At 36.8% G+C, this 26,787-nt stretch carries 26 protein-coding genes; 12 read left to right on the top strand and 14 right to left on the bottom strand.

Going from position 1 to position 26,787, the window contains the following annotated elements:
• Window positions 1–87: 87 nt before the first annotated feature.
• The 7 genes from QDN89_RS10375 to QDN89_RS10345 form a co-directional block, all read right to left on the bottom strand.
• Complete coding sequence (locus tag QDN89_RS10375) at window positions 88–759, bottom strand: transaldolase family protein (RefSeq protein WP_280770059.1); 672 nt, start codon at window positions 757–759, stop codon at window positions 88–90.
• Between the two features lie 71 nt (window positions 760–830).
• Window positions 831–1,607 (bottom strand): sorbitol-6-phosphate dehydrogenase, encoded by a 777-nt coding sequence (srlD, locus tag QDN89_RS10370; RefSeq protein ID WP_280770058.1) that lies wholly within the window; start codon window positions 1,605–1,607, stop codon window positions 831–833.
• Between the two features lie 18 nt (window positions 1,608–1,625).
• The gene (locus QDN89_RS10365) at window positions 1,626–1,991 is read right to left on the bottom strand and encodes a PTS glucitol/sorbitol transporter subunit IIA (RefSeq protein WP_280770057.1); all 366 of its coding nucleotides are present in this window, start codon (window positions 1,989–1,991) and stop codon (window positions 1,626–1,628) included.
• A 26-nt stretch (window positions 1,992–2,017) separates the two neighbouring features.
• Entirely contained in the window at window positions 2,018–3,025 is a 1,008-nt protein-coding gene (gene srlE, locus QDN89_RS10360; protein WP_280770056.1) for a PTS glucitol/sorbitol transporter subunit IIB, read from the bottom strand.
• Window positions 3,026–3,037: 12 nt separating this feature from the next.
• Complete coding sequence (srlA, locus tag QDN89_RS10355) at window positions 3,038–3,586, bottom strand: PTS glucitol/sorbitol transporter subunit IIC (RefSeq protein ID WP_280770055.1); 549 nt, start codon at window positions 3,584–3,586, stop codon at window positions 3,038–3,040.
• Window positions 3,587–3,590: 4 nt separating this feature from the next.
• Window positions 3,591–4,034, bottom strand: a complete 444-nt coding sequence (locus QDN89_RS10350; RefSeq protein WP_280770054.1) for a transcriptional regulator GutM — start codon at window positions 4,032–4,034, stop codon at window positions 3,591–3,593.
• A gap of 33 nt (window positions 4,035–4,067) precedes the next feature.
• Window positions 4,068–5,006: a sugar-binding transcriptional regulator gene (locus QDN89_RS10345; protein ID WP_280770053.1), complete on the bottom strand. Its 939-nt coding sequence runs from the start codon at window positions 5,004–5,006 to the stop codon at window positions 4,068–4,070.
• Window positions 5,007–5,481: 475 nt separating this feature from the next.
• On the opposite strand from QDN89_RS10345, the gene QDN89_RS10340 reads away from it, so the two are divergent.
• Window positions 5,482–5,772: a hypothetical protein gene (locus QDN89_RS10340; protein WP_280770052.1), complete on the top strand. Its 291-nt coding sequence runs from the start codon at window positions 5,482–5,484 to the stop codon at window positions 5,770–5,772.
• A gap of 523 nt (window positions 5,773–6,295) precedes the next feature.
• Here the strand turns inward: QDN89_RS10340 and QDN89_RS10335 are convergent.
• The 4 genes from QDN89_RS10335 to QDN89_RS10320 form a co-directional block, all read right to left on the bottom strand.
• The gene (locus QDN89_RS10335) at window positions 6,296–6,463 is read right to left on the bottom strand and encodes an aspartyl-phosphate phosphatase Spo0E family protein (RefSeq protein ID WP_342394379.1); all 168 of its coding nucleotides are present in this window, start codon (window positions 6,461–6,463) and stop codon (window positions 6,296–6,298) included.
• A gap of 209 nt (window positions 6,464–6,672) precedes the next feature.
• Window positions 6,673–7,131 (bottom strand): hypothetical protein, encoded by a 459-nt coding sequence (locus tag QDN89_RS10330; RefSeq protein ID WP_280770051.1) that lies wholly within the window; start codon window positions 7,129–7,131, stop codon window positions 6,673–6,675.
• 237 nt (window positions 7,132–7,368) lie between these two features.
• Window positions 7,369–8,202 (bottom strand): sensor histidine kinase, encoded by an 834-nt coding sequence (locus tag QDN89_RS10325; protein WP_280770050.1) that lies wholly within the window; start codon window positions 8,200–8,202, stop codon window positions 7,369–7,371.
• A 268-nt stretch (window positions 8,203–8,470) separates the two neighbouring features.
• Complete coding sequence (locus QDN89_RS10320; protein WP_280770049.1) at window positions 8,471–9,040, bottom strand: TetR/AcrR family transcriptional regulator; 570 nt, start codon at window positions 9,038–9,040, stop codon at window positions 8,471–8,473.
• A gap of 202 nt (window positions 9,041–9,242) precedes the next feature.
• Between QDN89_RS10320 and QDN89_RS10315 the strand changes: the two genes are divergently transcribed.
• The 5 genes from QDN89_RS10315 (at window position 9,243) to QDN89_RS10295 (ending at window position 17,224) form a co-directional block, all read left to right on the top strand.
• On the top strand, window positions 9,243–11,237 hold the full coding sequence (locus tag QDN89_RS10315; protein WP_280770048.1) for an efflux RND transporter permease subunit: 1,995 nt from the start codon (window positions 9,243–9,245) through the stop codon (window positions 11,235–11,237).
• A gap of 65 nt (window positions 11,238–11,302) precedes the next feature.
• On the top strand, window positions 11,303–13,129 hold the full coding sequence (locus QDN89_RS10310) for a YhgE/Pip domain-containing protein (protein WP_280770047.1): 1,827 nt from the start codon (window positions 11,303–11,305) through the stop codon (window positions 13,127–13,129).
• Window positions 13,130–13,471: 342 nt separating this feature from the next.
• A complete protein-coding gene (locus tag QDN89_RS10305; RefSeq protein WP_280770046.1) occupies window positions 13,472–14,416 on the top strand; it encodes an aldo/keto reductase family protein in 945 nt (314 codons plus the stop codon).
• A gap of 44 nt (window positions 14,417–14,460) precedes the next feature.
• Window positions 14,461–15,384 carry an aldo/keto reductase gene (locus tag QDN89_RS10300; RefSeq protein WP_280770045.1) on the top strand — a complete coding sequence of 308 codons (924 nt, stop codon included), beginning with the start codon at window positions 14,461–14,463 and terminating at the stop codon, window positions 15,382–15,384.
• 415 nt (window positions 15,385–15,799) lie between these two features.
• Window positions 15,800–17,224, top strand: coding sequence for an MDR family MFS transporter (locus tag QDN89_RS10295; RefSeq protein ID WP_280770044.1), 1,425 nt, complete (start codon window positions 15,800–15,802; stop codon window positions 17,222–17,224).
• A 59-nt stretch (window positions 17,225–17,283) separates the two neighbouring features.
• Here QDN89_RS10295 and QDN89_RS10290 read toward each other — a convergent pair whose 3' ends face one another.
• A complete protein-coding gene (locus QDN89_RS10290) occupies window positions 17,284–17,568 on the bottom strand; it encodes a hypothetical protein (protein ID WP_280770043.1) in 285 nt (94 codons plus the stop codon).
• 227 nt (window positions 17,569–17,795) lie between these two features.
• On the opposite strand from QDN89_RS10290, the gene QDN89_RS10285 reads away from it, so the two are divergent.
• The 3 genes from QDN89_RS10285 (at window position 17,796) to QDN89_RS10275 (ending at window position 19,132) form a co-directional block, all read left to right on the top strand.
• Window positions 17,796–17,993, top strand: coding sequence for a hypothetical protein (locus tag QDN89_RS10285; RefSeq protein WP_280770042.1), 198 nt, complete (start codon window positions 17,796–17,798; stop codon window positions 17,991–17,993).
• 3 nt (window positions 17,994–17,996) lie between these two features.
• Window positions 17,997–18,314, top strand: coding sequence for a peroxiredoxin family protein (locus tag QDN89_RS10280; RefSeq protein WP_342394380.1), 318 nt, complete (start codon window positions 17,997–17,999; stop codon window positions 18,312–18,314).
• 203 nt (window positions 18,315–18,517) lie between these two features.
• The gene (locus QDN89_RS10275; protein WP_280770041.1) at window positions 18,518–19,132 is read left to right on the top strand and encodes a fumarylacetoacetate hydrolase family protein; all 615 of its coding nucleotides are present in this window, start codon (window positions 18,518–18,520) and stop codon (window positions 19,130–19,132) included.
• A gap of 99 nt (window positions 19,133–19,231) precedes the next feature.
• On the opposite strand, the gene QDN89_RS10270 is transcribed toward QDN89_RS10275, so the two are convergent.
• Both QDN89_RS10270 and QDN89_RS10265 read right to left on the bottom strand, forming a co-directional pair.
• Window positions 19,232–20,401: a M20 metallopeptidase family protein gene (locus QDN89_RS10270; RefSeq protein WP_280770040.1), complete on the bottom strand. Its 1,170-nt coding sequence runs from the start codon at window positions 20,399–20,401 to the stop codon at window positions 19,232–19,234.
• Window positions 20,402–20,607: 206 nt separating this feature from the next.
• Window positions 20,608–21,957 (bottom strand): sodium-dependent transporter, encoded by a 1,350-nt coding sequence (locus QDN89_RS10265; RefSeq protein ID WP_280770039.1) that lies wholly within the window; start codon window positions 21,955–21,957, stop codon window positions 20,608–20,610.
• Window positions 21,958–22,289: 332 nt separating this feature from the next.
• Between QDN89_RS10265 and QDN89_RS10260 the strand changes: the two genes are divergently transcribed.
• The 3 genes from QDN89_RS10260 to QDN89_RS10250 all read left to right on the top strand — a co-directional run bounded on the left by QDN89_RS10260 (window position 22,290) and on the right by QDN89_RS10250 (window position 26,749).
• A complete protein-coding gene (locus tag QDN89_RS10260) occupies window positions 22,290–23,975 on the top strand; it encodes a PucR family transcriptional regulator (protein WP_280770038.1) in 1,686 nt (561 codons plus the stop codon).
• A gap of 222 nt (window positions 23,976–24,197) precedes the next feature.
• Window positions 24,198–25,406, top strand: coding sequence for a M24 family metallopeptidase (locus QDN89_RS10255; RefSeq protein WP_280770037.1), 1,209 nt, complete (start codon window positions 24,198–24,200; stop codon window positions 25,404–25,406).
• Between the two features lie 143 nt (window positions 25,407–25,549).
• Window positions 25,550–26,749, top strand: a complete 1,200-nt coding sequence (locus tag QDN89_RS10250) for a cystathionine gamma-synthase family protein (RefSeq protein WP_280770036.1) — start codon at window positions 25,550–25,552, stop codon at window positions 26,747–26,749.
• The last annotated feature ends 38 nt before the right edge of the window (window positions 26,750–26,787 follow it).

Here is a 26,787-nt window from a genome sequence, read left to right as displayed (position 1 = left end):
GATAATTTCGTTTTAATTGCAAAACTAAGGTTATTATATTAATCCATTTAAGGAGCAACATTTTGTCACTCCTCAAATTTACATAAATTATGTTAATTTTTTACTCCCGTATTTATCTATCCAATCTTGTTGAAATTGCGCTACGCTAGATGATGAACTCAAATGTGAAAAGGATTGTTTGAGAATGTTTGGGCTAGCCGTGATCGAATGTGTTCCTATTAATGCACATTCATGTAGCTGCTTCGTATTTTTAAAACTAGCGGCTACTACTTCAGATTTGTAATCATAATTTTTAATTATACAAAGACTTTCTTTGACAACTTTTATTCCATCCCCTCCGTGATGGTCTATTCGATTAACATAAGGTGCAACATACTTAGCACCTGCTTTTGCGGCCCAATTTGTTTGTTGAGGGTGGAACACTGCAGTGGCCAAAGTATTAATATTATTTTTTTCGAGATATTGGATAGCTTTTAAACCGTTAAATGTAACAGGTATTTTAATCACAGTGTCTTTACCGAGCAAATTTAGAAGCTGATACGCCTGGTCAATAAGTTTATCGTAATTGTCTTCAATAACTTGTGTAAATAAGAGTTGATCATCACGTAGGATTTCTCGAATTTGTTTTAATAGTTCTAAAGAGTTGTTACGATTTTCTTTACAGATAATAGATGGATTTGTTGTGACACCATCAATAGGCATTAAGTTGTTTAACTCATTTATCTCATTAATATTAGCAGAATCAATATAGATTTTCATGTACCCCACTCCTAGCAAATGAATTAGATTACAAAAAAGAGCACACAATTTGCGTGCTCATTTTTATTGTTTTAATGCATCACTTGTCCGCCTGTTACATTAATGGTCTGTCCTGTCATATATGATGCTTTTTCTGATGCGTAGAATATTACAGCATTTGCAATGTCATCATAAGTGCAGCCTCTTTTTAATGGAACTTTATTTTTATAGACATCAAGCACTTCATCCTCTTTTATTTCCAATTTTGCTGCATATTGAGGGATAAGACTTTGAAACATTGGAGAATCCAAAAGATTTCCAGGCATTATCGAATTTACACGAATGTTATGTTCAGCTAAGTCGAGAGCAAGACTTTGTGTTAAGCCGACTCCACCAAATTTAGATGCAGAGTAAGCAGAATTGTGCTTGCTTCCAACTTTACCGGACTTAGAATTTATTTGAATTATATTACCAAATCCTTGTTCGATCATGACTTTAGAGACTTCTCTAGCACATAGAAAATATCCCTTTAGATTTACATCAACCGTTTTATCCCAATCATTTACTTCAAAACTATTTATTTTTTTACTGACTGCGATACCAGCATTGTAAACTAATAAATCGATCGTTGTGAATTTTTCTTTCGTTTGATTAACTAACTCTCGGACTTCGTCCTCTTTTGTAACATCACACTTTATGGATAATGTAGGAACATTAAAATTATTTGCTACATCAGTAGCGACTTTATGAGCATTCTCTTTATTTATATCAACAACAATGATTTGATAGTTTTCTTCAGCGAGGCGATGACACAGTGCTTCACCGAGACTTTGACCTCCACCTGCAATAATAGCTGTTTTCTTATTCATGAGGCACCTCCATTATGTTTAACCACGTAAGATTTTAATTGAATTCCCCTCTATAACTGGTTTAATCTTTTTATTTTCAAGACAAAGATAACCAGGTAGGTCCGGTTCAGTTTTCCCGTAGAAGCTAAGGGTGATATGACCTAATTGATTTAGATTTTTATTTACAGCACTTCCAACGGCTGTTACTTTGTAAGACTCTTCTCCAATGTAAAGGGTGTCGTCAACTTGAATCTCATCATGAAGTTGATTTTTTTCGTGTAAGACGCAATACTCTCTCATTTCTTCTGGTGCTCCGATTTCAAATAGAATAATCATTTGATCATCATAAAAAGACTCCACCATATCTCCAAGTTCAACGACATTTGTTTCATAGATGACTGTCATCATAAATAACCCCTTTAATTATTGTTTTAGTAATTTGTATATAATCCGAAACTGGCCAACCAAGCTACAAATACAGTCGGAGCTCCAGTTAAAAACCTAGAATAAAGGACGGATGGTACACCAACTTCCACTGTTTCGGGTTCAGCTTCTGCAAGACCGAGACCTACTGGCACAAAGTCAGCCGCAGCTTGAGAGTTGATTGCGAATAATGCGGGTAAAGCAAGTTGAGGGGGAATATTCCCTCTTCCTATTTCAGTACCAATTAATACTCCTACTACCTGAGCAATAACAGCACCAGGCCCTAAAAATGGAGATAGTAATGGAAAGGAAACGACTAAAGAAATGACTAATAGACCAGGTAGAGAACCAGCGTATGGAGATAAGAATTGGGCAAATAAGTCCCCGATTCCTGTTTCTAAAATAACCCCGATAAGCATAGCTACAAAAGCCATAAAAGGAAGGATGGTCTTTAATACAGTGTCGATCGTATCTCGACCAGCTTGGAATAGAGTGTTCACAATATTTCCCATTCCCATCCCGATTTTTGTCATTAGTCCTCTTGGTTTTTGTTGTTCACTTATTTTTTTGTCAGAAGTATATTTTCTTTCTTGTTCAGGTTCAGAACTATTCTCTAGTGCGGAGGCACTTTCAGGATCATCTAATAAGGAAATATTTGTTGGTCGGACCCCTGACACATAAATATCCTCTGTGATATACTTAGCTAGTGGGCCACTTTGCCCCGTAGACTCAATGTTTATTGTCGGAATTCGTTTTTTGGGGTAGACTCCACACCGGAGTGTACCGCCACAATTGATGATGACACAAGCGGTTTCTTCTTCGGGAACGCTTGTTTTGAATCCGTCAACTAATTCGCAGTCAGTGAGCTCGGCAATCCGATCTGCAACATCGGGTCTGTCCCCACCTGTGATATAAACAATTTTGTTTTTGTTCTCGTCTACGTGGATATGAAGTGGCCCGCCAAATCCACCTTGTCCCTTCGTTACCTTAATAGGTCGATATTGATTTTGACTCATGTTAACACCCCTTTATAATTCCATTTTTGTTTTTAATTTAATGCCTTGCTGTTTCTCGACATAAGCTGTTGTAAAGTCTGTCACCCATCCACGGAAGAAGTTCGTAACAATACCAACTAAGAAATAAAACACCGCTAGCTCTCCTACAGGTAATCCAAGTGTCGTAATCCCACTAGCAATACCTAAAAATACAAACAACTCTCCAGGATTTACGTGAGGAAATAATCCATTATGAGAATGACATGAAAACGAAGCCGCAGCATAATAACTAGGTTTTCGATTTTCAGGTAAGAACCTTCCAAGTGACAATGTCATAGGATTTGCTAAAAAGAAAGTTCCCACAACTGGTAAAATAAAGTAGCGCGAAAAAATATTTCCTCCTGCTCTAGCAGCATATTTCTCTACTCTTTCTTCACCAATAAACTTTACAATGGCATTCATTGCAACGAGTAAACAGATTAATAAAGGTATGATTCCTGTAACAAAATCAACAAAAACCTCACCACCTGCCTCGAACAATCCTATGAAACCATCAGCGAAATTTGTAATTAAATCTACCATTTTTTCACCCCTCTTTTAATTTTAAGAACTTATTAGATATTTTCTTGAATAGACTCGGCTGTTCTTTCACTTCACCTCCTTGTAAGACTACCGTTTTATATTGGGCAACTGCATCTTGAATCGATGCTGCTGTCAAAACGTCAAATTTCTTTAATTCTGCCTCTGTGATTTTTAATATGTTTTTCTGCTCTAACCCTTTAAGTGGCTTTACTTTTGATAATACAGTCACGCCTTGCATTTTTCTTGCGTCAATAATTTCTTTTCGGGAATTAACTCCTAACATCACAACAGTTCCTGCGCGAAATAGTCCACGTCTTCGACCGATTGCTACTTTACCGACTCTTCTCATCTCCACGAAATGTTTATTAAAATGTCTAATTTGAAGAAATCCTAGAAAGCTTTGTACTAACCAAGCAAGCCCAATTAAGATAATTAGATAAATAATCATATCCCCACTCCTCTTAAGCGTTTTCAAAAAGTACTATAATAATTCTTTAGCTGTTTCTTCATCGGTTATAAGTACATTGATGAACTGGCCTTTTAAAGCACCCAAAATTGATGGAACTTTTTCTTTTGATTCAGCAACTCCAATGGAGTAAGGAACGCTTCTGAGACTTGGTAATTCAATAGCAATGGTTCGATCTGCTAATTCAGAATGGATAACTTGACCATTAGAATCATAGAATCTTGAACAAATATCTCCTATTGCATTTTCTTTATCTAGTTCTTCTATTTCTTCATTTCCAAAAAATCCAGTCCAGATGAGGTTAGATGATTTTAATTGAGCTCCAATTCCTAATACTGCAATATCCAATTTCGACCAATAATCAAGGATTATTCTGAAATGTTGGGAATTAATCGTATCAAGTCGAGTTTCTTTTTTATTAACAATGGCAGAGGAATCAATGAAGTGTGCTTTACCTTGAAAAGCTTGAGCAGCTTTATAAACTATTGTGTTTACATGATAGTCTGCATCTACTGCACCAGGGCCACCTACCAATGGGACAATATCAATCTCTTTTTTTTCACAATTAATTAGTTGGTTTGATACATTTGCTAAAGTTGTTCCCCATGCAAATCCAAGAGTATTTCCGTCTTTAATTATTTGTTTTAAATAATTTGCTGTAGCTAAACCTAATCTTTGTTTAATAATATCTTCGGAATCATCAAAAGAAGGAACGACAATGACTTCTTTGAGTTTATATTTCTGTTCAATATCTTCTTCAAGTTGGTAAACGTCTTCAAAATCAGAATTAATTTTGATTTCTATAATACCATCCTGTTTTGCTTTTTTTAGTATGCGACTAATAGTAGTTCTGTAAATTCCTAACTCTTTACTAATTTGACTTTGAGTCAATTGTTGTTCGTAGTACATTTTAGAAATTTTTACTATGAGACGTTGCTCTTGCCATAATGACATTTATATTCACCTCTCATTTTGCACGTTTGTGCAATTGATAAATCTTTTGTGCAACTTATGTTTTTGATTATATGTGAGCTAATGTGGATTGTCAAGTTCTTGTTTAATTTATTTGTATCGTTTTTACACTGAAGTTGCATTAATTTAACTTCATATCCGGAAAACTGAAAAAGGTCAATATTATATCTTGCACAAAGAAAAAGTCCTTTATAATGGATTAGTCAGGTGGTAATCCTGTTCAAATCCAATAATAAAGAACCGAATGTAAGTATCTGGAGTGTCCAGTCACTTGTCGAAAAATCTGTCTGAAGAAATGTGAGATATTTGATCAGAAAAAGTTTTAAAAGATATTTTCTGTTTTATACACTTTATTTACCTGTCATTATATAAGGTATTGAAGAAGACATGAATTAGTAAGATGTAGAATAAGTCTTGTCAGCAGTTTTAGGTCTAATTTGTATATGATAAGGAGGGTATGGAAATGGAACCAATCCCCACTAAATTATTAGCGGTTATTGTCCTTGTTATTATTTTTGCTATTATTTGGACTTTTCTTTTTATAGTCCAAGGGATTATGGAAATTAAAACTTCAGTTCTTCAAGAACAAAATTCAAAAGTATATAAGAAAATAAACAATAATCAGAGTGGTCCAAGAGTGTTCTCCACTGATTATGCAGTTCAAATTGGCCATACAAAACCTTTTACTAATTATCAAAAGGGAAGCCTAAACCTAACAAGGTTAAAAATAGATTTAATTGGGAAATGACAAATGAAGAAAAATATGAGAAGTTGAATCCTGATTTAGAAATAAATAACAAAGGTGAACTTAGAAAGCAAGGTTACCAAATTACAGGTAAATCCTTCTTGAACAGGATGCCCTAGTTGAACATTTAATTTAATGAAGCGGATATGTAGCAATCAGGTGTGATTGTTTGATTAAAAAAAACAGCGTAAATTCCTAAAAAACTTGTCAATACTAATAAATTTAACACAAGTACATCCCCTTTAGCTCAACGAACACACCCGTCACTCCACACTGATGAGCGCTTCCGTCATAATATCCTCATAGAAAGCGATTCTTATCACGCGAAGAAGGAGTTTTTTAAGAAGAAAGAACAGGGAAGGAGGATATAAACAATTAACCCCCGCTTGCAGCAAAGGCTGAGGGCGGGGGTTAAACTCTAACAGAGTTAGAGCAATAACCTAGGGGAAGGTCCCCTTTGTCATGTGTTGTGTGAGGACCATTTAACTAGGCAAAATGCTAGGCTATAAGGAATATTAGAAGTTTTTTAATTAGACTTCAATCGTTCGTATTTATTTAGGAAAACATCAAGCTCTTGGCTACATTTAATAGTATGATGATGATTAAATCCTTTTGATTGAGCTAACTTAATCATACGAATTCGTAATGTATCAATTTTGTATTCCAACTCTACTATTAAGGCCCTTTTATCCATAACCATACTCCTGCTTTAAGAAATAAAATTAGATAACATAGACCATTATATAGAAGTATTTATACCTGTTAAGCAGTTCGACAATGATTCTTATGAATCGACAAATTTTTTGGAGCTTTATACAAAATAATAACAAAGTGTAGAACTCTTAAAAAAAGGTGCCAAATTAATAGGTAAATTAATTTGGGCACCTTTTTTATAATTTTTGTTTATTTTAATAAAGGAATCTTTATTACTAGCTTAAACCTTTGTATAACTATTAGAGTGACTAACAATGGAATATGTATAGTCATAATACCAGCTAAGATTCGTAACCACGGACTAGCTGCAATTTGTTCAAATGGAATAATCTGTGTAAGAGGAAGAAGTAAAATGATTTCAAAAAATACTAACAAAATAAACCCAATGATACCAATAATAAAACCATGAAGTATTTTAAAATGGAAAATAATCACTATTAATAATGCGAACACTGTTAAGTTAATTAAAGGTTTGATTGAATCCATCATATAAAAACTTAAAGTAAAAGCTACTCCTCCATATAACAGTGAGAAAATAATCATAGGTTTTAAGTTCTCCTTGATTGAAATACCAAGAAGAGCAAAAGAAACTGCGAGCATTAAAAATGCTTCTGGAAACGATAATAAAAAGAAACTAAACCACTCCATAATAACTCCTTTCTTGTTGTAAAGCATTAATGATATTAGTAGTATAAAATTTTTGGGGGGAAAGCGATATTTTAAAACTAGCATACTATGGAATATTTAGGTCTGAATTGCTGTTTTTGCATTAATATTAGGATTTTGACTAGAAAAAAAGCTATCGTTTGACCGGTGGCTTAACTTCGGTAGTTTTATCAACATAAATACCTAATGCTTTGGCTATTCTTTCGCTAATATGGTTGATCATTTTTCCACCAATTTCGAAAATGAAATTTCAATACTTACTACATTATCTTTAGTATCGACTTCCAAATAACCATTATATTTCTCAGTAACTTCTTGGATAATTGCTAAGCCGTATCCCCTATCTGATATCGATTTAGTAGAATAACCGTTTTTGAAATGATTTTCAGTAATCTCTTTCAAAATAGAGGTATTTCTTACGACTAATTTCACTGTTTCATTGACTTTCACAATTTCTAATTCGATTTTGCGTTCTGCATTAGGCATTTCAAGTGTTGCTTCATAGGCATTATCAAGCAAGTTGCTAATTAATCGTATTAAATCAGTAGAAGATAAAATAGTTTCAATTTCTTCATTTACTATATTCACGCTAAAAGGTATGCCTGCTCTTTGGTATTTGTCCATTTTCGAATATAGCATTGAAGAAAGAATAGGGTTTTTTATCGTCAACGCCTTATTATTAATATTAATGTTACCGATCATTTCTTGAATGTATTTATCAGCGGCATCAAAGTTTTTTATTTTCATTAATCCGGAAATAACCGTTAAGTGATTGTTAAGGTCATGTCGGTCAGATCGAACGGAAGTAACTAAGGACTGGAACTCTTTGACATGAGTAGATTCAGCATTATAAACTTTTCGTTTCTCATCGCGTTTAAAGATTTTCCCTAATATGTAGAGAGATAGAATGTTTAATAAAACAACGAAAATTAAGTGAACTGGGACCCCAATGATATCAAGAGCATTATCCTTTAAGCCTGCGATTGAAATAATAGAGAAGAAAACTAATAATAATTGAATTAAGATGATAAGTACTAAAGTGACAAAATTCATTAAATTGGTCATTTATGGCTTGTGACAAAAGAAACAGCCATTTTCTCCTTAAAAGTTAGTTTTAATAGGATTATATCACAAAAAATGCTGGTTTTTGTCGATATCATAAATTGTGCTCATTCATACACATTGTAGACTCTAAATATATTCCGATTCCATCTGGCCGCCCAGAGGTCAGCGGTTCGATCCCACTACGGTTATTGGACTTCGTGATGTGATAAGAATACATATTAAATTGATTCAACCGAAAATGATATCGCCTCATACATTATTCGTTTAAATAGGAAAGCCCTTTGTTCGTGAGGTTATTGATAAGTTCAGCTATTTCTTTTGGAGATTTATCCATCCCATTTTTTAGCCAGTTCTCCACCACGTGAATACTACCGCTGATGGCAAACATGCTGACATACTCTGTGATTTCTGAATCAATTGGGTACATCGATAATCCGTTTTTTATCGTATGCTCACTAGCAACCATCATCACTCTTTTTTTGAAGTTAGAATCACCATGTTCACTAAAGAGGGTGATGCAAACATCACTATTTTCCGCCACATACTCGACGATTTTTTCCGTCATTTGCAACGTTTCTTCCCCTTGGTTGAAGTTATAAGCCGAAAGTGTTTCATTCATATCATGAATGATTTCTTCCTCTATTTGATTAAGTAAGTCAAACTGATCTTGGAAGTGAGAATAGAAAGTAGACCTGTTAATATCTGCAAGGGCACAGATCTCTTTTACTGTGACAGCCAAAATAGACTTTTCTTTTAATAATGTCATTAAACTGTTCTTTAACACCATTCTTGTGTACTTTTTTCGTCTGTCTAATTTAGAATTCAATGGGAAACATTCCTTTCTTTCTACATATCCAACAAAAAATACGTTTCTGTTGTTTAAATAACATATGATAATAAACTGTTTGTTGATAATCCAACACGGTGTCATTATAATTGGATGAGGAATTGGATGCAAGAAGGAGAGGGTTTCGATCGACTTAGCAGCACGAATATTAAAACATAAAAAATCGGTTGTCATTGTTTTTATGGTCATTGCCGTTATCAGTTCTATTGTGCAATTTTCTGTTTCTGTCAATTATAATATGGTAGATTACTTGCCAGATGATGCACAATCAACAACCGCAATGGACATTATGGAAAAGGAGTTTGAAGGCTCTGTTCCTAATACAAGAGTGATGATCAACGATGTGACGGTTCAAGAAGCACTTCACATGAAAGAAAATCTTGCTGCCATCGACGGCGTGAACGATGTCACGTGGTTAGATGATGCCATCGATATAAAAACACCGCTTGAAATAGCGGATAAGGATACAGTAGAAACGTATTACAAAGATGACAAAGCAATCATTTCCTTTAGTATTCGAGAAGGGGACGAAGTAGCAGTAACCGATGCGATCTATGAACGAATAGGGGAAGAAAATGCGTTGGAGGGAGAAGCACTCGATACGGCGGTCGCACAAAAAATGGCTGGATCTGAATCAATGTATGCTGCGGCATTATTAATACCAATTATTATTTTGATTTTAGTTGTTTCGACAAGGTCTTGGCTAGAACCGGTGTTTTTCCTTACTGCCATTGGGGTTTCCGTTCTGATTAACTTAGGAACAAACATTTTTATCGGGGAAGTATCATTCGTAACCCAATCGGTTGCGCCAATTTTGCAGCTTGCGGTATCACTCGACTATGCTATTTTTCTCCTTCATAGTTTTTCAGATTATCGGAAAAAAATTGCCGATCCTAAAGAAGCGATGCGACTTGCAATGAAGAAATCGTTCCCTGCGATTGCAGCAAGTGCGGCGACGACGTTCTTTGGCTTTATGGCACTTACATTTATGAACTTTGAGATTGGCTCAGACTTAGGGCTAAATCTTGTTAAAGGGATTGTTTTAAGTTTCATAAGTGTCATGGTATTTTTACCAGCACTCACAGTCATGTTTTATAAATGGATTGATAAAACACAGCACAAACCGTTGTTGCCAAGCTTCAATCATATTGGTAAACGTGTTGTAAAAGTAAGAATTGCTGTGTTGATTCTCGTATTTATCATGATCGTTCCAGCGTTTTTAGCACAGAACAATACGAATTTCACTTACGGAAACGGGGAGCAACCAGAAGAAACTCGAGCAGGTAGTGACAAAATCCAAGTAGAAAAAACGTTTGGAGAATATACTCCAATGGTGCTACTCGTTCCAAAAGGGGATGTGGCAAAGGAAGAAGAACTCGTCCAAGAGCTAGAAACTTTTGGACCTGTCACAAGTGTTCTTTCTTATGTTAATACAATTGGCTCTGCGATTCCGCTAGAGTATTTAGACGAATCAATCACAGAGCAATTTTATTCTGATAACTACAGTCGGATTATTCTTCATACGGATGCAGGAACAGAGGGGGATAAGGCCTTTTCACTAGTCGAATCTGTTCAAGAGACAACTGCTTCCTATTATGGTGATGAGGCTTATTCTCTCGGGGAGAGCGTGACCTTATATGATATGAAACATGTTGTCCAAAAAGACAACACCCTTGTCAATTGGCTGACAATCATTGCGATCGCCATTGTTCTGTTAATTACATTTAAATCGATTTCCATTCCTTTGGTTTTGCTTTTAACAATTCAGTCATCTGTTTGGATTAACTTAGCTGTTCCTTACTTTACTGATTCAGCATTGGTTTATGTGGGATACTTAATTATCAGCACCGTGCAGCTTGCTGCGACGGTCGATTATGCGATACTGTTTATGGAAACGTACAAAGAGTATCGGAAGGAAATGACTGCGCTTGATGCAATTAAGAAAACAATCGATGAGAAAATTTTTTCCATAGCGATTTCGGCTTCGATTTTATCGAGTGTTGGCTTTATTTTATGGATTACTTCTACGAATCCGATTGTGGGAGCGATCGGGTTACTGCTTGGAAGAGGTGCATTACTAGCCTTTATTATGGTTGTTTTTTTCCTCCCAGCAATGCTTTTAGTATTTGATAAAGTGATTGATAAAACGACATGGAAAGCAAAATTTTATAAATAGTATCGAATAGACGGGGAAAAGCAAAAGGCCCACTAATGAAAGAGTTATTAAAGGGGAAATGGATGATGAAAAACAAACGGATACTTCGAATTTTAATGGTGCTAGTCCTTATATTGCCATCATTTTTAGTAACTGGGGCTTCAAATGAGCATGTGGCAGTGGCAGAAGATACATCAGAAAATACTGGCGAATATTCTTCCAAGGATGAAGTCGTGTATGCAACGCTAAGTCCTTCTGGAGAAAGGCAAGAAGTTTATGTGGTAAATATTTTTGATGTGATGCAAGAAGGAAACATAAGCGATTTTGGTACGTATTCTAATCTGAAAAATTTAACTGACCTATCGGAAATCGAACAAAAAGAAGATACGGTCGAGTTTACTGCACCAGAGGGGAAATTTTATTACCAAGGCGATAAGAATGATGCATACTTACCGTGGGATATTTCGATTTCTTATTTGTTAGATGGTAACAAAATAGATCCAGAGGAACTTGCCGGCAAAGATGGCGATGCAGAAATAAAGATTCAAACGTCTGCCAATGAGAATGTCGATAGTGTATTTTTTGACAACTATCTCTTACAAATTTCGCTCCACTTAGAACCTGAAATTTTTGATAACATCGAGACGGAAGATGGAGTGGTTGCAAATGCTGGTAAAAACAAGCAAGTAACATTTACTGTTATGCCTGAACAAGCGGGAGAGCTTACTATGAAAGCGGATGTCGTGGATTTCGAGCTACAGGGAATGGACATTGTTGCTGTTCCTCAATCGATGTCAATTGATGCACCAGATATGGATGATATGACTGGTGAGATAACGTCATTGACGGATGCAATTAAAAAGATAAGCAATGGAGTTGGAGAATTAAATAACGGTGTTTCTGATTTAAACAGCGGGGTAGCGAGTCTTCGTGATGGTTCTGGGGAATATGAAAAGGGTATTTCAGATATCGACGGAGCCTCTTATGAACTTATTGATGCCTCGGAATCCATTGACGAAGGCCTAGCTACAATGAGTACTTCTCTTAATGAAAGTTCAGGTGAGATGGATGTAACGGAGTTGAGAGAACTACCTGATGGACTTTCACAATTAGCAGATGGACTTCATCAAACAGTAAATGGTTTAGATAACCTAAACGAGAACTACACTGTTGCTTATAGCACGTTAGATGAAGCGATGGTGGCCATTCCTGACTATGATATTACGGAAGAAGAAATAGAAGCTTTATATATGAGCGGGGCAGATAGTGATGTCGTGGATCAACTGGTCGAGACGTATGCTGCTGCAAGAACGGCCAAAGGAACTTATTCCGCTGTGAAAGAAGCCTTTGCCGCCGTTGAACCATCGCTTGATGAAGTGAGTGGATCGATTGAGGAAATGGCCAACACGATGGAATCGATGGCAACTGAGATTGGGTCTTCGGTAGAAGATATGGATGCAGCCGACTCTATAGGAGAGCTGCAAGAAGGATTGGCGACATTGTCTAATAATTATAAAGAGTTTCATGATGGACTCGTAAGTTATACAAATGGTGTTGGGCAATTATCTAGTTCGTACAAGGATATCCATGCTGGAATTGTGGAATTGTCAGGTGGAACAGGCGAATTAGAAGATGGTGTAGAAGAGCTGGACACCGGCACAGATACATTATATGAATCTACGAAGGATATGCCTGATCAAATGCAAGAGGAAGTCGACGAGATGATTGCTGATTATGATAAATCTGATGTCGATACCGTATCATTTGTCTCCGCTGAAAATGAAAAAATCAACTCGGTACAATTTGTGATAAAAACAGAAAGTATTGAAAAGGAAGAACAAGAATCTAATGAAGAGCAAGAAGAAGAACAAAAGGGATTTTGGGATCGGTTAATGGATCTTTTTAAAGCATGATAGCAAGGAAGAGAGGAGTGTATTGTTGGCACTTCTCTCTTTTTATGACCAATGAAATTTCACATTCTAGCTATTTTGTGAAGATGTTGTATGAATCCATTGGAAGAATATTTATTGTTGAGATACTGTAGTTAGCATTTTTATCTACTAGTATCTCATTCACAACAATATTACTGATAGTCAAACTTTGATAATAATTTACGGAACACAATTAAAATTACACCTACTATCATAAATATAGTTACTGTAGTATCGGTAATTAAGTTTAATATAATTGCCTACTTATATAAACAAATCCTGTTTAGTACAATAGGGATAACACGAAAACATAGGAGGGGTACGATGCAATATAGAAGACTAGGTAAAACAGGTTTAAAAGTAAGTGAAATTAGTTTAGGAAGTTGGTTAACGTACGGTAAATCAGTAGAAGACAACATTGCGGAAAAAACGATACATAAAGCATATGAATTAGGAATTAATTCATTTGATTCTGCAAACGTTTACGAGCGTGGAGAAGGCGAGCGTGTTATGGCTCAGGCGCTTAAAGAGTATCCTAGAGAATCATATGTGATCACTACGAAAGCATTTTTCCCCATGGGCGAAGGACCAAATGACGGCGGTCTTTCACGGAAGCATATAACAGAACAACTCCATGCAAGTTTGAAACGAATGAAACTTGACTATGTCGATATTTTTTATTGTCACAGGTATGATCCTGAAACGCCTGTGGAAGAAACTCTCAAGACAATTGATGATTTGGTTCGTCAAGGGAAAATCCTTTACGCTGGTGTTAGTGAGTGGAGTGCTGCCCAATTGGAAGAAGCAGTGCGAGTCGCTGATAAACAACTATTAGATCGTATTGTTGTCAATCAACCTCAATATAACATGTTTAATCGCACGATTGAAAAGGAAATTATTCCTGTTAGTGAGAAGCATGGGATAGGGCAAGTTGTATTTTCTCCATTAGCTCAAGGTGTTCTAACCGGTAAATATAAAACAGGTCAAGTCCCAACTAATAGTCGTGCTGCTAATGAATCTATCAATCGATTCATTAAAGGGATGCTTAATGAAGATGTGTTAAACAAAGTGGCTCAATTAGAAGTCGTGGCAAAAGATCTTGACGCAACTTTACCAGAGTTAGCCTTGGCTTGGGTTTTAAGGCAACCGAATGTATCGAGTGCGTTAATTGGTGCGAGTAAACCTGAGCAAGTGGAAATGAATGTAAAAGCATCAGGCTTGAAACTTCCTGTGGATGTCCAAGAAAGAATAGAGGATATTTTAAGTTAACGTTAATAACTAGCACGAAGAAAAATAAAAGGAGTTGAATGTTCATGAAGTATCGTAGACTTGGAAAAACAGAGTTAGAAGTTTCAACAGTTGGTGTTGGAACTTGGCAATTTGGCGGAGAGTGGGGAATGGATTTTACACAAAAAGAAGTAGACGACATATTAACAACATCAAAAGAATGTGGAATTAACCTCATTGATACAGCAGAATGTTACGGTGACCACTTATCGGAAAAATTCATCGGTAAGTTTCTTGAGCAAGATAAACGAGAAGATTGGGTATTAGCTACGAAGTTTGGTCATCATTTTCATAACAACTTTGAGCGTACAAATCATTGGTCTGCGAAAGAAGTTATTGAACAGCTGGAAACTTCTTTAAAATATCTTCGTACAGACTATATTGATTTATATCAATTTCATTCAGGAAGTGATGAGGTATTTAATAATGATGAATTATGGACTGCTTTGGACAAACAAGTAAAAGCAGGGAAGATTCGTCATTTAGGTATTTCTATCGGAAGTAACCAAAATGTTCATCAAACAGATTTAGCATCAAAAGTGAATGCTAGTGCGATTCAAGTTGTTTATAATCGATTAGAACGAGAACCAGAGGAACTAGTATTTCCTTCTTGTGAAAAGCAAGACCTTGGAGTGCTTGCTCGTGTCCCATTAGCAAGTGGATATTTAAGTGGAAAGTATAAGCCAGGAGCAACGTTTGGCCAACAAGATGTTCGACATAAACATGATCAGCAAGAAGTAGTAGAAAAATTGAAACTAGTGGAAGACATCCAACGAAATGAAGTGCCAGAAGGAGTAAATATGGCGCAATGGGCGTTAGCTTGGTGTTTACAGCACCCAGCCGTAACAACGGTTATTCCTGGTTGTAAAAACCCTGAACAAGTAAGGTTAAATGCTAGTGCGGCAGATCTTGATCTTGTAAAGGAAACACATCCACAAGCGATAAAATAAAAATGCGTTGTTAATATCTATTCAATATTAAATTCTCCTTGGTAAGTAAATAATAGTGTCGTTTTATACGACTAGACACCAATTACTTATCAAGGGGGTTTATCTGTGCTATTATTTTTTATTATCTACTCATCTATCATAATCAATTTATCAACTCCTTTTTTGTAGATTATTTCAAAGGCGACCAGAAAATGCTAATGCTCATTGGCTAAATAGCAAAATAGTATTGGTATTCAGCATATTATCTATTTTTTTCATTTACATAGAAAGATATAATATTTATAAACAAAAGGAAAGAACCGTTTCTATATTAAGAGAAGTATATGTCTAAAGTTGTAACATAATTGGTTATTTTTACGAACATTTAAATTGACTGATAGAAAACTTAAAATGATAGATTTGAGGAGTTCTCTCGATGGACAATGAACAAAACTACAGTAAAGTGTTGATAGCTGGCTTGTTAATAGCCGGCTCGTTTATTGCTGTTCTGAATCAAACATTGATGATTACAGCAATTCCTCCTCTTATGGAGGAGATGAATATCACAGCCAATACGGGCCAGTGGCTGACAACGGTATTTATGCTCGTTAACGGTATTATGATTCCTATTTCAGCGTTTCTAATAGAAAAGTTTACGACAAGGCAGCTGTTTATGAGTGCCATGGGTATTTTTGCTATTGGAACTTTGGTTGGCGCTCTTTCTATTAATTTCCCGATGCTTATTACAGGTAGGGTTATTCAATCAGCGGGAGCAGGTGTCATGCTCCCGCTCATGCAGACTGTATTTCTACTGATTTTTCCAGTCGAAAAACGTGGAGCAGCCATGGGCTATATCGGTCTTGTTATTTCGTTTGCTCCGGCGATTGGTCCGACGCTCTCAGGTTTTGTTACATCAAATTATGATTGGCGCTTTTTGTTTTGGGGAATACTTCCTCTCTCACTGATCATGATCGTGGTTGCCTATTTCATTATGCGAAATGTTACAGAATTGAAAAACCCGAAGGTTGATCCAATTTCGATTATTTTATCGACGTTCGGATTTGGTGGACTGCTTTACGGTTTCACGAGTGCTGGAAATAACGGTTGGGGAAGTCCGATTACAATTGTTGTTTTGATTGTTGCGGTCATAGGGGTATTCGCGTTTATTAAGCGCCAAATGGGGATGGCACACCCGATGCTCGAATTTCGAGTCTTTAAAAAACGTGTGTTTACCGTTTCCGTCATCATTACAAGTATCGGATTTACGGGTTTAATTGGTTTAGAGACGTTGATTCCGTTATACATGCAAAATATGCGTGGTTTTACAGCAGTTGAAGCTGGAATGGTTCTATTACCTGGTGCATTGATTGCTGGATTAATGTCTCCTATTACCGGCAGGATTTTTGATAAGATTGGTGCTAAAAAATTAGCTGTACCCGGTCTTATTCTCATGACCATATCTACTTTTGCGTTTCTGTTTATAGATACGGAAACTTCACTTGTCTATTTAGCAGTCATGTATGCCATTCGGATGTTTGGCTTCTCGATGGTTATGATGCCGACGAATACAGCCGGACTAAATCAGATGCCAAGGAAACTCATTCCACATGGAGCAGCTGTAACGAATACTGTTCGGCAAATGTCAGCCTCAATCGGCACGGCCATGCTTGTTACCGTTATGACAACAACAGAACAAACGGCCGATGCAACGATGGAAGTAGCAAACCCAGATATTCTTGGGGCGATTGTATCATTTGGTCTAATCGGTCTGTTTACTGTGATCGCATTGATCTTCTCATTCCAAATAAAGAAAACGTATCCGCCTACCGATGAAGAATGGGATGCAGATGATACTAAATAAGTTTAACTAAAATGGACGCCTTGAATAAAATCAAGGCGTCCAGGTGTATTTTTTCTCGCTTACTGTTGTTGATTATTTTGTTGTTGTCGCTGCTGTTGGCCAGCTTGTTGAAGCTGTTGTGACGCTTGTTGTAACTGTTGCTCCACTTGTTGAAATTGTTGTTGTTGCTGAGGTTGAGCACTACTTTGTGCTTGCTTTAATTGCTGAGTGGCTTGTTGTAATTGCTGTTGCGCTTGCTGAATAGCTTGAGGATTTGCTTGTTGACTTGCTTGTTGAATCGTTTGTTGTGCCTGTTGAATGGCTTGTTGAGCTTGCTGAGCTGCTTGTTGAGGGTTTTGTTGCATGAATGAATTCCTCCTAATTTTAATGTGCTTACGTTTCTATCTTTCCTTGAATAATAAATATTTATACAGGGGAGGAACAGTCGATAATGAAATAAATGGTATTCGATCTCTATAGAGTAAAATGGAATAAAAATTTTTTTGTTCATTTTTGATTCATGTTTCTTTTGATTTGTACCTTTCAATGATATTCTATAAAATAGGGTTTTCACATAGAAGGAGGGATTTAATTGAAAAAACTTGTATCGTTTGTTTTTATTAGCATGCTGTTCATCTTAGCTGCCTGCTCTAATAATGAAGAAGAATCAGCAGGTAATTATAATCCAAGTGATTATGACTTGAGTGCTATTAGCACAAGTGGAGAAGAAGTTGAATTATTTCAAGAAGGTGAGCAAGCTCTTTACTTGTATTTCACGGGCGTCGACTGAAGCATTTGTATTTCTCAGCTAGTTGAGCTGAATGCGTATGTGGACGATATGGAGGAAATGGGTTATAACGTATATGGGATAAGTCCAAGTGACCCAGGTAGCCATGAAGTACTCGTTGAAGGACAAGGGTTACAATTTGACGTTTTAACAGATGTGGATGGAAATGTTGGACAAGAGTTAGGTTTTATTGACTTAGATGCTCAACAAATATTCCGAGGATATACTGCTGTAAACGCTGAGACTGGAGAGATGATCACAGAAGTTGATTACCTTGTCGGCGAGAACAGTGATGAGATATTGGAAAAATTAGAAGATCTCTAAAATGTCGTGATGGAGGTTGCTGTTCTGGATTCAGAATAGCAATCTTTTTTATGAACGATCATACGTTTGATTTTTTAATAGGAAGCAAGTAACTTTAGTATATAAAGAGAAACGACGGAATATAGTCTACTAGAAAGGCGAATATATCGATTGCATGAATGTGTCATGAATCTATCTATATTTTCACGAGATGGGGGATTACCATGAAAAATATTTATTGTGTTGGCCGAAATTATAAAAAGCATGCAGATGAACTAGGGAATGCTGTTCCTGATTATCCAATGATTTTTAGTAAACCCTCACATTCTCTTGTAAAAGCAAAAGGGCAAGAAATCAAGCTACCTAGTAACAGCGGACGTATCGATTATGAAGTTGAGCTAGTTTTTCAATTGAACCGTTCATATGAAAAAGGAATGTCAGCAAACGACTGTATTTCACAGATGGCTGTTGGAGTAGATTTCACGTTAAGAGAGGTGCAAAATGAACTTAAAAAGAAAGGTCATCCTTGGCTTTTAGCGAAAGGATTTCCAAATGCAGCACTCGTCACGGACTTCTTCCCATTTCTCGGAATGGACAAAGTACATGGATCTACATTCACGTTAGACATTAATGGAAATCAAGTGCAAAAAGGAGATCCAAAGCAGATGATTTTTTCGCTGGACGTATTATTGGATTATTTTCATGATCATGTTGGGCTTGCTGCAGGAGATCTCTTGTTTACCGGAACTCCTGAAGGTGTAGGAGAAGTCCATAATGGAGATAAGTTGGAGATGTTTTTTAATGAAGATTTTAAGGGGAGGGCTATCATTTCTTCATAAAAGTCATCTTAGGAATGGAAGTCAACCATGAAGTGGTTTAATAAAACGAGAACGAATCCAGTATTTCATCGTTGGATCCGTTCTCGTTTTATTTGAACCCTATTCTTTTGCAGATAAATACGTTAAGGCTGCTTGAGAAAGAATTTCTGTACCAACGATCATCATGGATTCATCAATATCAAACTTAGGGTGATGATGACCGAATGAATGACCTTTTTCTCCAATTCCTAAGAAGAAATATGTCGCTGGAACTTCATTTGTATAGTGGGCAAAGTCTTCTCCACCAAGACTTGGTTCTGCTTGAACAATCTGCTCTAGAGAAACGATTTTATTCGCTTCTTTTTCAACAAAAGAAGTGAGAGATGGGTCATTAACAAGTGGAGGTTCACCTACTTCATATTTCCAATCATAGGACGCATGAAAAGAGGTACAGACTCCGTCCAACATGGTTTGAATGGACTCTCGAATAGATTGTTGAATAATGGGATCAAAATAACGGACGGTTCCAGTAAAAAAAGCTTTATCGGGTATGACATTATAACTTGATCCCATTTTCAATTCTCCTATGCTAAGAACGGCTGGGTGCAACGGATTTAATTGTCTACTAACAATCGAATATAACTGTTGGATGGCATGGGTGGAAACGAGTACGGGATCGACAGCTAAATGAGGCATGGACCCGTGACCACCTTTGCCTTGAATGGTTACTTCAAATCGATCTGCACCTGCCATGAGTGGTCCTTCTTTGAAACCTACATAACCTTTTTCTAACTGTTCCCATAAGTGACAACCGACAATAGCGGAAACATCATCAAGCACCCCACTTTTAACTAATTCTTCGGCACCACCTGGAACAGTCTCTTCTGCGTGTTGAAAAATAAAACGGACAGTTCCATGTATTTGAGTCCGTTTCGTTGAAAGAAGTTTAGCTACTCCTAAAACAATGGCCATATGCCCATCATGACCACATGCATGCATGTACCCTACGTTTTTGGAAGCGAAAGGAAGGTTGGTCTCTTCGTTAATTTCTAGAGCATCTATATCAGCACGTATGGCAAAAACAGGTCCTGGGTAGTCTCCATGAAGATCTGCGACCACATCTTTTCCAGTATATGAAGTGGGGACTAATGCTAGTTCTTCCAAACGACTTTTTAAATATTCTCGTGTATGTTTTTCTTGATGGGATAGTTCTGGATATTGATGAAGATAGCGACGTTGGGTAATGATCCAATCTGAGAGTTCTTGATTAACTTTGCATTGATTACTCATAGTAACGCCAACTTTCTAAATGGTTTTATATGTATCCTATCACATATTCCATACTATTGAATCTAGTTTAACTTTTCTCTTCAATCACTGTTTCAATCCATCATAATGTAGAAGCTAATGAAGGAAAAATGGAGAAAATGTTTGATGAAATGGTCTAATAACGGCCAAATAAAAGCCCCTGCAAATAGCAGGGGCTTTTATTGATATTATAGAACTCCGATTGAACTTAAGAAAATGATAAAAATAGCAACCGGTGCGAAGAAACGTAAAATGAGAATCCATCCGTTCCCTATAAGGGTATCTCCAAAATCTGATGCGTCCAGTGCATCGGCTTTTTTCCAACCCCAACCTACAAACAGTGCAATAATTAGACCTCCGATAGGTAAGAAGATGTTGGAAGCAATGAAGTCCATCGTATCAAAGATATCTCTGCCAAAAATTTGAACGTCAGAGAGAATTCCTAGTCCAAGGGAGGAAGGAATACCTAATATGAAAATAATAAAACCAATAAAAATCGCCGTTTTTTGACGAGACCATTGAAATTTACGCATAAAGTAAGCGACAGCTACTTCTAACAGAGATACACCTGATGACAAGGCTGCAGCAGATAATAGGAAGAAGAAAGCTAGACCAAATATTCCGCCACCTGTAATACTATCAAAGATTCCGGGGAGGGTAATGAAAACAAGTCCAGGACCGGAGTCAGGCTCAATTCCAAAAGCGAATACAGCTGGGAAAATCATTAGTCCTGCTACGATAGCAAATAACGTATCTAAACCTGCGACACTTACCGCCGCTCCAGGAAGCTTATCTTTTTTGGATAAATAACTACCATATGTGATCAATGCCCCCATACCAAGACTAAGGGAGAAGAATGCTTGTCCTAGTGCGGCAAAATAAACATTTGGATCTGTTAACGAGCTCCAATCAGGTGTGAATAAGAAAGCTATGGCTTCTTGAGCACCACCTAACGTCATGCTATATCCGGCTAAAACAAGAACTAAAACTGCTAATAATGGCATCAAAATTTTGTTCGATTTTTCGATTCCTTTTTTCACACCAACAAATACGATTCCAACAGTGAGAACCATAAAAGCAAATTGCCAAAACAATGGTTGGAGAGGGCTGGAGATAAACTCTCCAAAATAGCCACCGTAACCTCCTTCTGCATCGATAGAAGGACCGCCTGATAAATATTGAACGAAATAATGAAGCGACCAACCAGCAACAACAGCATAGAATGATAATATAATAAATGCAGAAGCGACTCCTAAAAATCCAGCTAACACCCAAGGTTTTCCTGGTGCTAATGTTTCGAAAGAACCAACCACGTCGCTTTGTGCTCGGCGTCCAATTGTAAATTCAGCCATTAAAATAGGAATCCCTATGGCTAAGATACATAAAATATAAATTAATAAGAATGCTGCACCACCGCTTTCACCAGTTACATAGGAGAAGCGCCAAATATTTCCGAGACCAACGGCGGAACCCATGGCAGCTAAAATAAAACCTAGCCTAGAGCCCCATTGTTCTCGACCTTCCTTTAAATCATTCATAAAATTTCCTCCTTTAAAACGTTGAAGTGTTAAAAATAATGTAATCAATACTATATCATAATTGTATTCTAAAATGTCAGTTTATTTTGATTAATTTATGAAAAATTTTAATTAAGGGAGAATATTCGCACAAAGCCGGTAATAGCGTAGTTCTAAGTCATTGTAAAAAAAGTCATTTCATGAGAAAATCTTTTTAACTGAATATTCTAAAATAATGCGTGAGTTTACCAAAGTTACGTATGTTTTCCATCAAAATACAATATGGAATTTTCCTCTTTTTCGTTGGAAATAATTAATAAATGGAACGAAAAGTGTAAAAGTGGGGTGAAAAAATGGCATTAACCGCAAAGGATATTATTCAGTTACCAATCTTACAATCGGCCACTTTAAAAGCAGGGGAAGATCAATTAGCTAAAAGAAGCGTTGAATGGATTTCAGTAATTGAAATGCCTGTAGAAAATTTTGTCCGTGAAAATGAATTTGTATTAACGACAGGAATAGGTTGTCATGGCGATCCTAAATTGTTAGAACAGTTTGTGAAAGATGTCATTCAATCAGGTGCTACGGCCTTAGGTTTTGCAACGGGAAGATACGTATTTGATATTCCAGATCGAATCATTAAACTAGCCAATGACCATCACTTCATTATTATCGATATACCTTGGGAAGTTCGTTTCGGCGATATTATGCAAATGGTGTTAGAAGAAATTAACGAAGATAATAAATCAGAACGGCAAAGAACAGAAGAAATAAGACAAGAACTAATTAATGATGTTTTGCAAAATAAAGGGCCTGCTGATATTGCTAGTGCTCTCTATAACTATATTCAACTTCCAGTTGTCATTACGGATTACACGCGACAAGTGAAAGCTTCTAAACAAGTAGGAGATGACACGTTAGAACTCTTTCAAAACAGAGAATTGAAACTAGTGAAATCAAGCGGAGCCTCACCAAATGTATCGTTTATTGAACACCCCTTATATCCTCACATTGAGGAGTATGAAGTGAACGGGCAAGCGTGGTATCAAATTCTGATTGCAACAAATCATCGAAAACAAGGATTTTTGTGGTTTCAATTAGATGGAGACAAACAATTAAGCTGGTTTGTGATGAATATATTGGAACACACACTGACTGCTTGTGCACTGTATTTTTTGAAAGAAAATGCAATAGAGATGACGGAAATACGCTTGAAGGATAATTTTATTTTGCAATTGGCGAAACAAAAAAACAATGAACGAGAGCATATAAACTCAAAAGCCGAATTGTTAGGGTATGACCTTAATTTAACGTATATATGTATTGTTGGAGAAATTAGATTAAGAGAGGAATCGGCAACTTTTCCGAAATTTAAAAGAGATAATCCACCAACATCATCGTTACAAAGTTTGAATTATTATATCCAAAAAGAGATAACAAATGCTGCTCATTTATTAGGTAGAAAAACAATGGCTACCTTTGACGAGGGGGAAGTTATTGTTTATTTGGAAACGGACCATCATTTGCATACGGAAACAGCAAATCAGTTTTTGGACACGATTGAACGAAGGTTAAATGAATTATTAACGGAAGTAGAACTGTCGTGGGGAATTGCCTCTCATAAAAATGAAAATGGTGGTTTTCATAACAGTTACTCAGAAGCAAAAACGGCCTTAGAAATTGGGAAACAGAATGTAGGACCTGGGGAAAGAACATTTTTCAAGGATACGCGTATAAACCGTTTGTTAATGACGATTTCCGCCAACGAAGATATCAAGAAAATAGTAAAAGACACGATTCAACCGTTAATTGATTATGATGAAAAAAGACAGACGGATTTGATTAAAACGTTTATGGCTTACAATAAACACAAAGCGAATGTGAGTCAGACAGCGAGAGCTCTTAATTTGCATCGGCAGTCATTATTATATCGGTTACGCAATATTGAATCGCTAACTCAATTGTCGTTGGTGAATTCGGATGATGTGTTTTTGTTGGAACTAAGCATACGACTTTGGTTGTTGCATAAAATTGAATGATTTTTAGTAGAGAGGGGGATCTCCTCTCTTTTTTTGATGGGAAAAATGTTGATGAATAATGTGAACTTATGAACATAGTATGTTAAATAATATACCCATGATAGTAATGTGTATAAAGGACGTAATAAAACTTCATACACATTGCACATTACAATTTAGCCATCGATTTCATATACTGAAATTAATTAATTAAATATTCAGAATAAAGAGAGGTGGAAAAGGATGCTACCGTTTGATATTTTGGAATATCAAGAACGTCTTCATAAAACGAAGAAAAGTATGGAGGAAAAAGGCATTGAGGTTTTATTAATAACAGATCCAGCTAACATGAACTATTTAACAGGGTATGATGCGTGGTCATTTTATGTTCATCAAATGGTGGCCATTGTTATTGATGAACCTCAGCCAATTTGGTTAGGCAGGTTTCAGGATGCCAATGGTGCAAAAGCAAAAACATGGATTTATGATGAGAATGTGATTGCTTATCCTGACTATTATGTACACTCAGACACGTATCATCCAATGGACTTCATTGGAGAGATTTTAACTCAAATAGGCCAAGGGACGCGTAATATTGGTGTAGAAATGGATAACTACTATTTTTCTGCAAAAGCATTTGAAAGACTAAAAAAATCCTTACCAAATGCTACATTTAAAGATGGCGATTTAATTGTTAATAAAGTCCGGATTATAAAATCCGATCAAGAGATAGAATATATGAACCGCGCTGCAGCGATTGCCGATCAAGCGATGTATCACGGAGTAGAAAGTATTCGGGCAGGTGTTCGAGAGTGTGATGCAGCAGCAAATATTTATTATTATATGGTATCTGGAACAGCTGAATATGGAGGGGATTATCCATCCATTGTCCCGTTATTGCCTTCTGGGAAAAATACAGGAATCCCTCATTTAACTTGGACAGATCGGCAATTTGAAGAAGGGGATTCGGTCATTGTTGAACTAGCGGGTTGTTATAACCGTTATCATGTTCCACTTGCCCGGACAGTAAATATTGGAGGTCCTTCACCAAACTTAGAAAAATTAGCTCCGATTGTCATTGAAGGAGTGAATGAAGTATTGCAAGCTGCAAAACCAGGGTTAACTTGCGGGGAACTAGAAGAGGTTTGGCGAAAGACAATCGGTAAATACGGGATTGAAAAAGAAGCGAGGTTAGGTTACTCCGTAGGATTGGGTTACCCACCTGACTGGGGTGAGCATACGGCGAGTATTCGAAAAGGAGACCCGACTATTTTACAACCAAATATGACGTTCCACCTTATTCCAGCATTATGGTTTGATAATTATGGAATTGAAATTAGCGAGACGTTTAAAATAACGTCACAAGGTAGCGAAACATTTACGAAATATCCGAGAGAGTTGACGATCAAACATCCCTTTATCATCAATCAACATGCCGGAGAAATATCATAATATAGAGCTGCATTGATAAAGCGCTGTGAAACGTTATTTTGGAAGAAGCTCAATGATCTATGCAAAAAGGGAGCATACTTTCAACATCATACGTTTCAACAGCGCCTTTGAATGAATAAAGAATATATGGGGAGGCGTTAAACATGAAAGAACCAAGAATGTCTACAAAAGCAATTTGGGCAGGAGAAAGTGATTATTTAGCATTTGGAGCGACACAAGTACCTGTCGTTCATAGCGTGTCATATGGATATGATGACATGGATGAATGGTATGAAGTGGCGATCGGAAATAAAGAAGGGCATATTTATGGGAGAAACACGAATCCAACCGTGCAGGCGTTTGAAAATAAGATTCGTATTCTTGAAGGAGCAGAAGCAGCGACGAGTTTCTCAACAGGGATGGCAGCAATTAGTAACACATTAGGAACATTCCTTTTCCCTGGAGATAGAGTTGTTTCCATCAAAGATACGTATGGGGGAACGAATAAGATTTTCACGGAGTTTTTACCTAAGCAAAACATCGACGTCGTTCTTTGTGAAACGGGGAATCATGAAGCCATTGAAGCAGAAATTGCTAAAGGGTGCCAAGTCTTATATCTAGAAACACCAACGAATCCAACGGTCAAAATCACCGACATTGAGCGAATGGTAAAAGCAGGGAAATCTGCTGGTGCGATAGTTGTTGTTGATAATACATTTGCTACTCCAGTGAATCAAAATCCATTAGATTATGGTGTGGATTTAGTGATTCATAGTGCAACAAAGTTTCTAGGAGGGCATGCGGATGCGCTAGGAGGATCCCTATGTGGATCGAAAGAACTTGTCGAGAAAGTGTATCATTATCGAGAAATAAATGGTGCAACGATGGATCCGATGTCTGCTTATTTACTTTTACGAGGAATGAAAACGTTGAAGCTACGAGTTGATAAGCAAAACGAAAATGCAATGAAAGTTGCCGAGCATTTAAAAACGATTGACGGTATAGAATCAGTATTTTATCCAGGACTCCCTGAGCATCCTGGTCATGACATTGCAAAAAAACAAATGAGTGGTTTTGGAGGAATGTTAAGTTTTTCTGTGAAAGGTGGAGTCGATACGGTCAGGCACTTGTTACCTAAACTAAAATTTGCCAATAGGGCGGCAAATCTTGGAGCAGTGGAAACGATCGTTGGACCATCACGAACAACAAGTCACGTAGAATGCACTCCGGAAGAACGAGCTGCAATGGGTATTCCAGAAGGACTCATTCGTTATTCAGCGGGCATAGAAGATATAGAGGATCTTCTAGGTGATTTAGATCAGGCGTTTCAAGCCCTTCCAGAACATTTATTTGTAGGGAAGTAGCGATCTGTCTGGAAGGAAGAAAGGTCAGTTTCCTAACT

The organism is Salipaludibacillus daqingensis (assembly GCF_029891575.1).
GTDB classification, from domain to species: Bacteria; Bacillota; Bacilli; order Bacillales; family Salisediminibacteriaceae; genus Salipaludibacillus; species Salipaludibacillus daqingensis.
The sequence above is the reverse complement of the archived record's forward strand: the minus strand, read 5'-3'. Positions and strand labels throughout refer to the sequence as shown.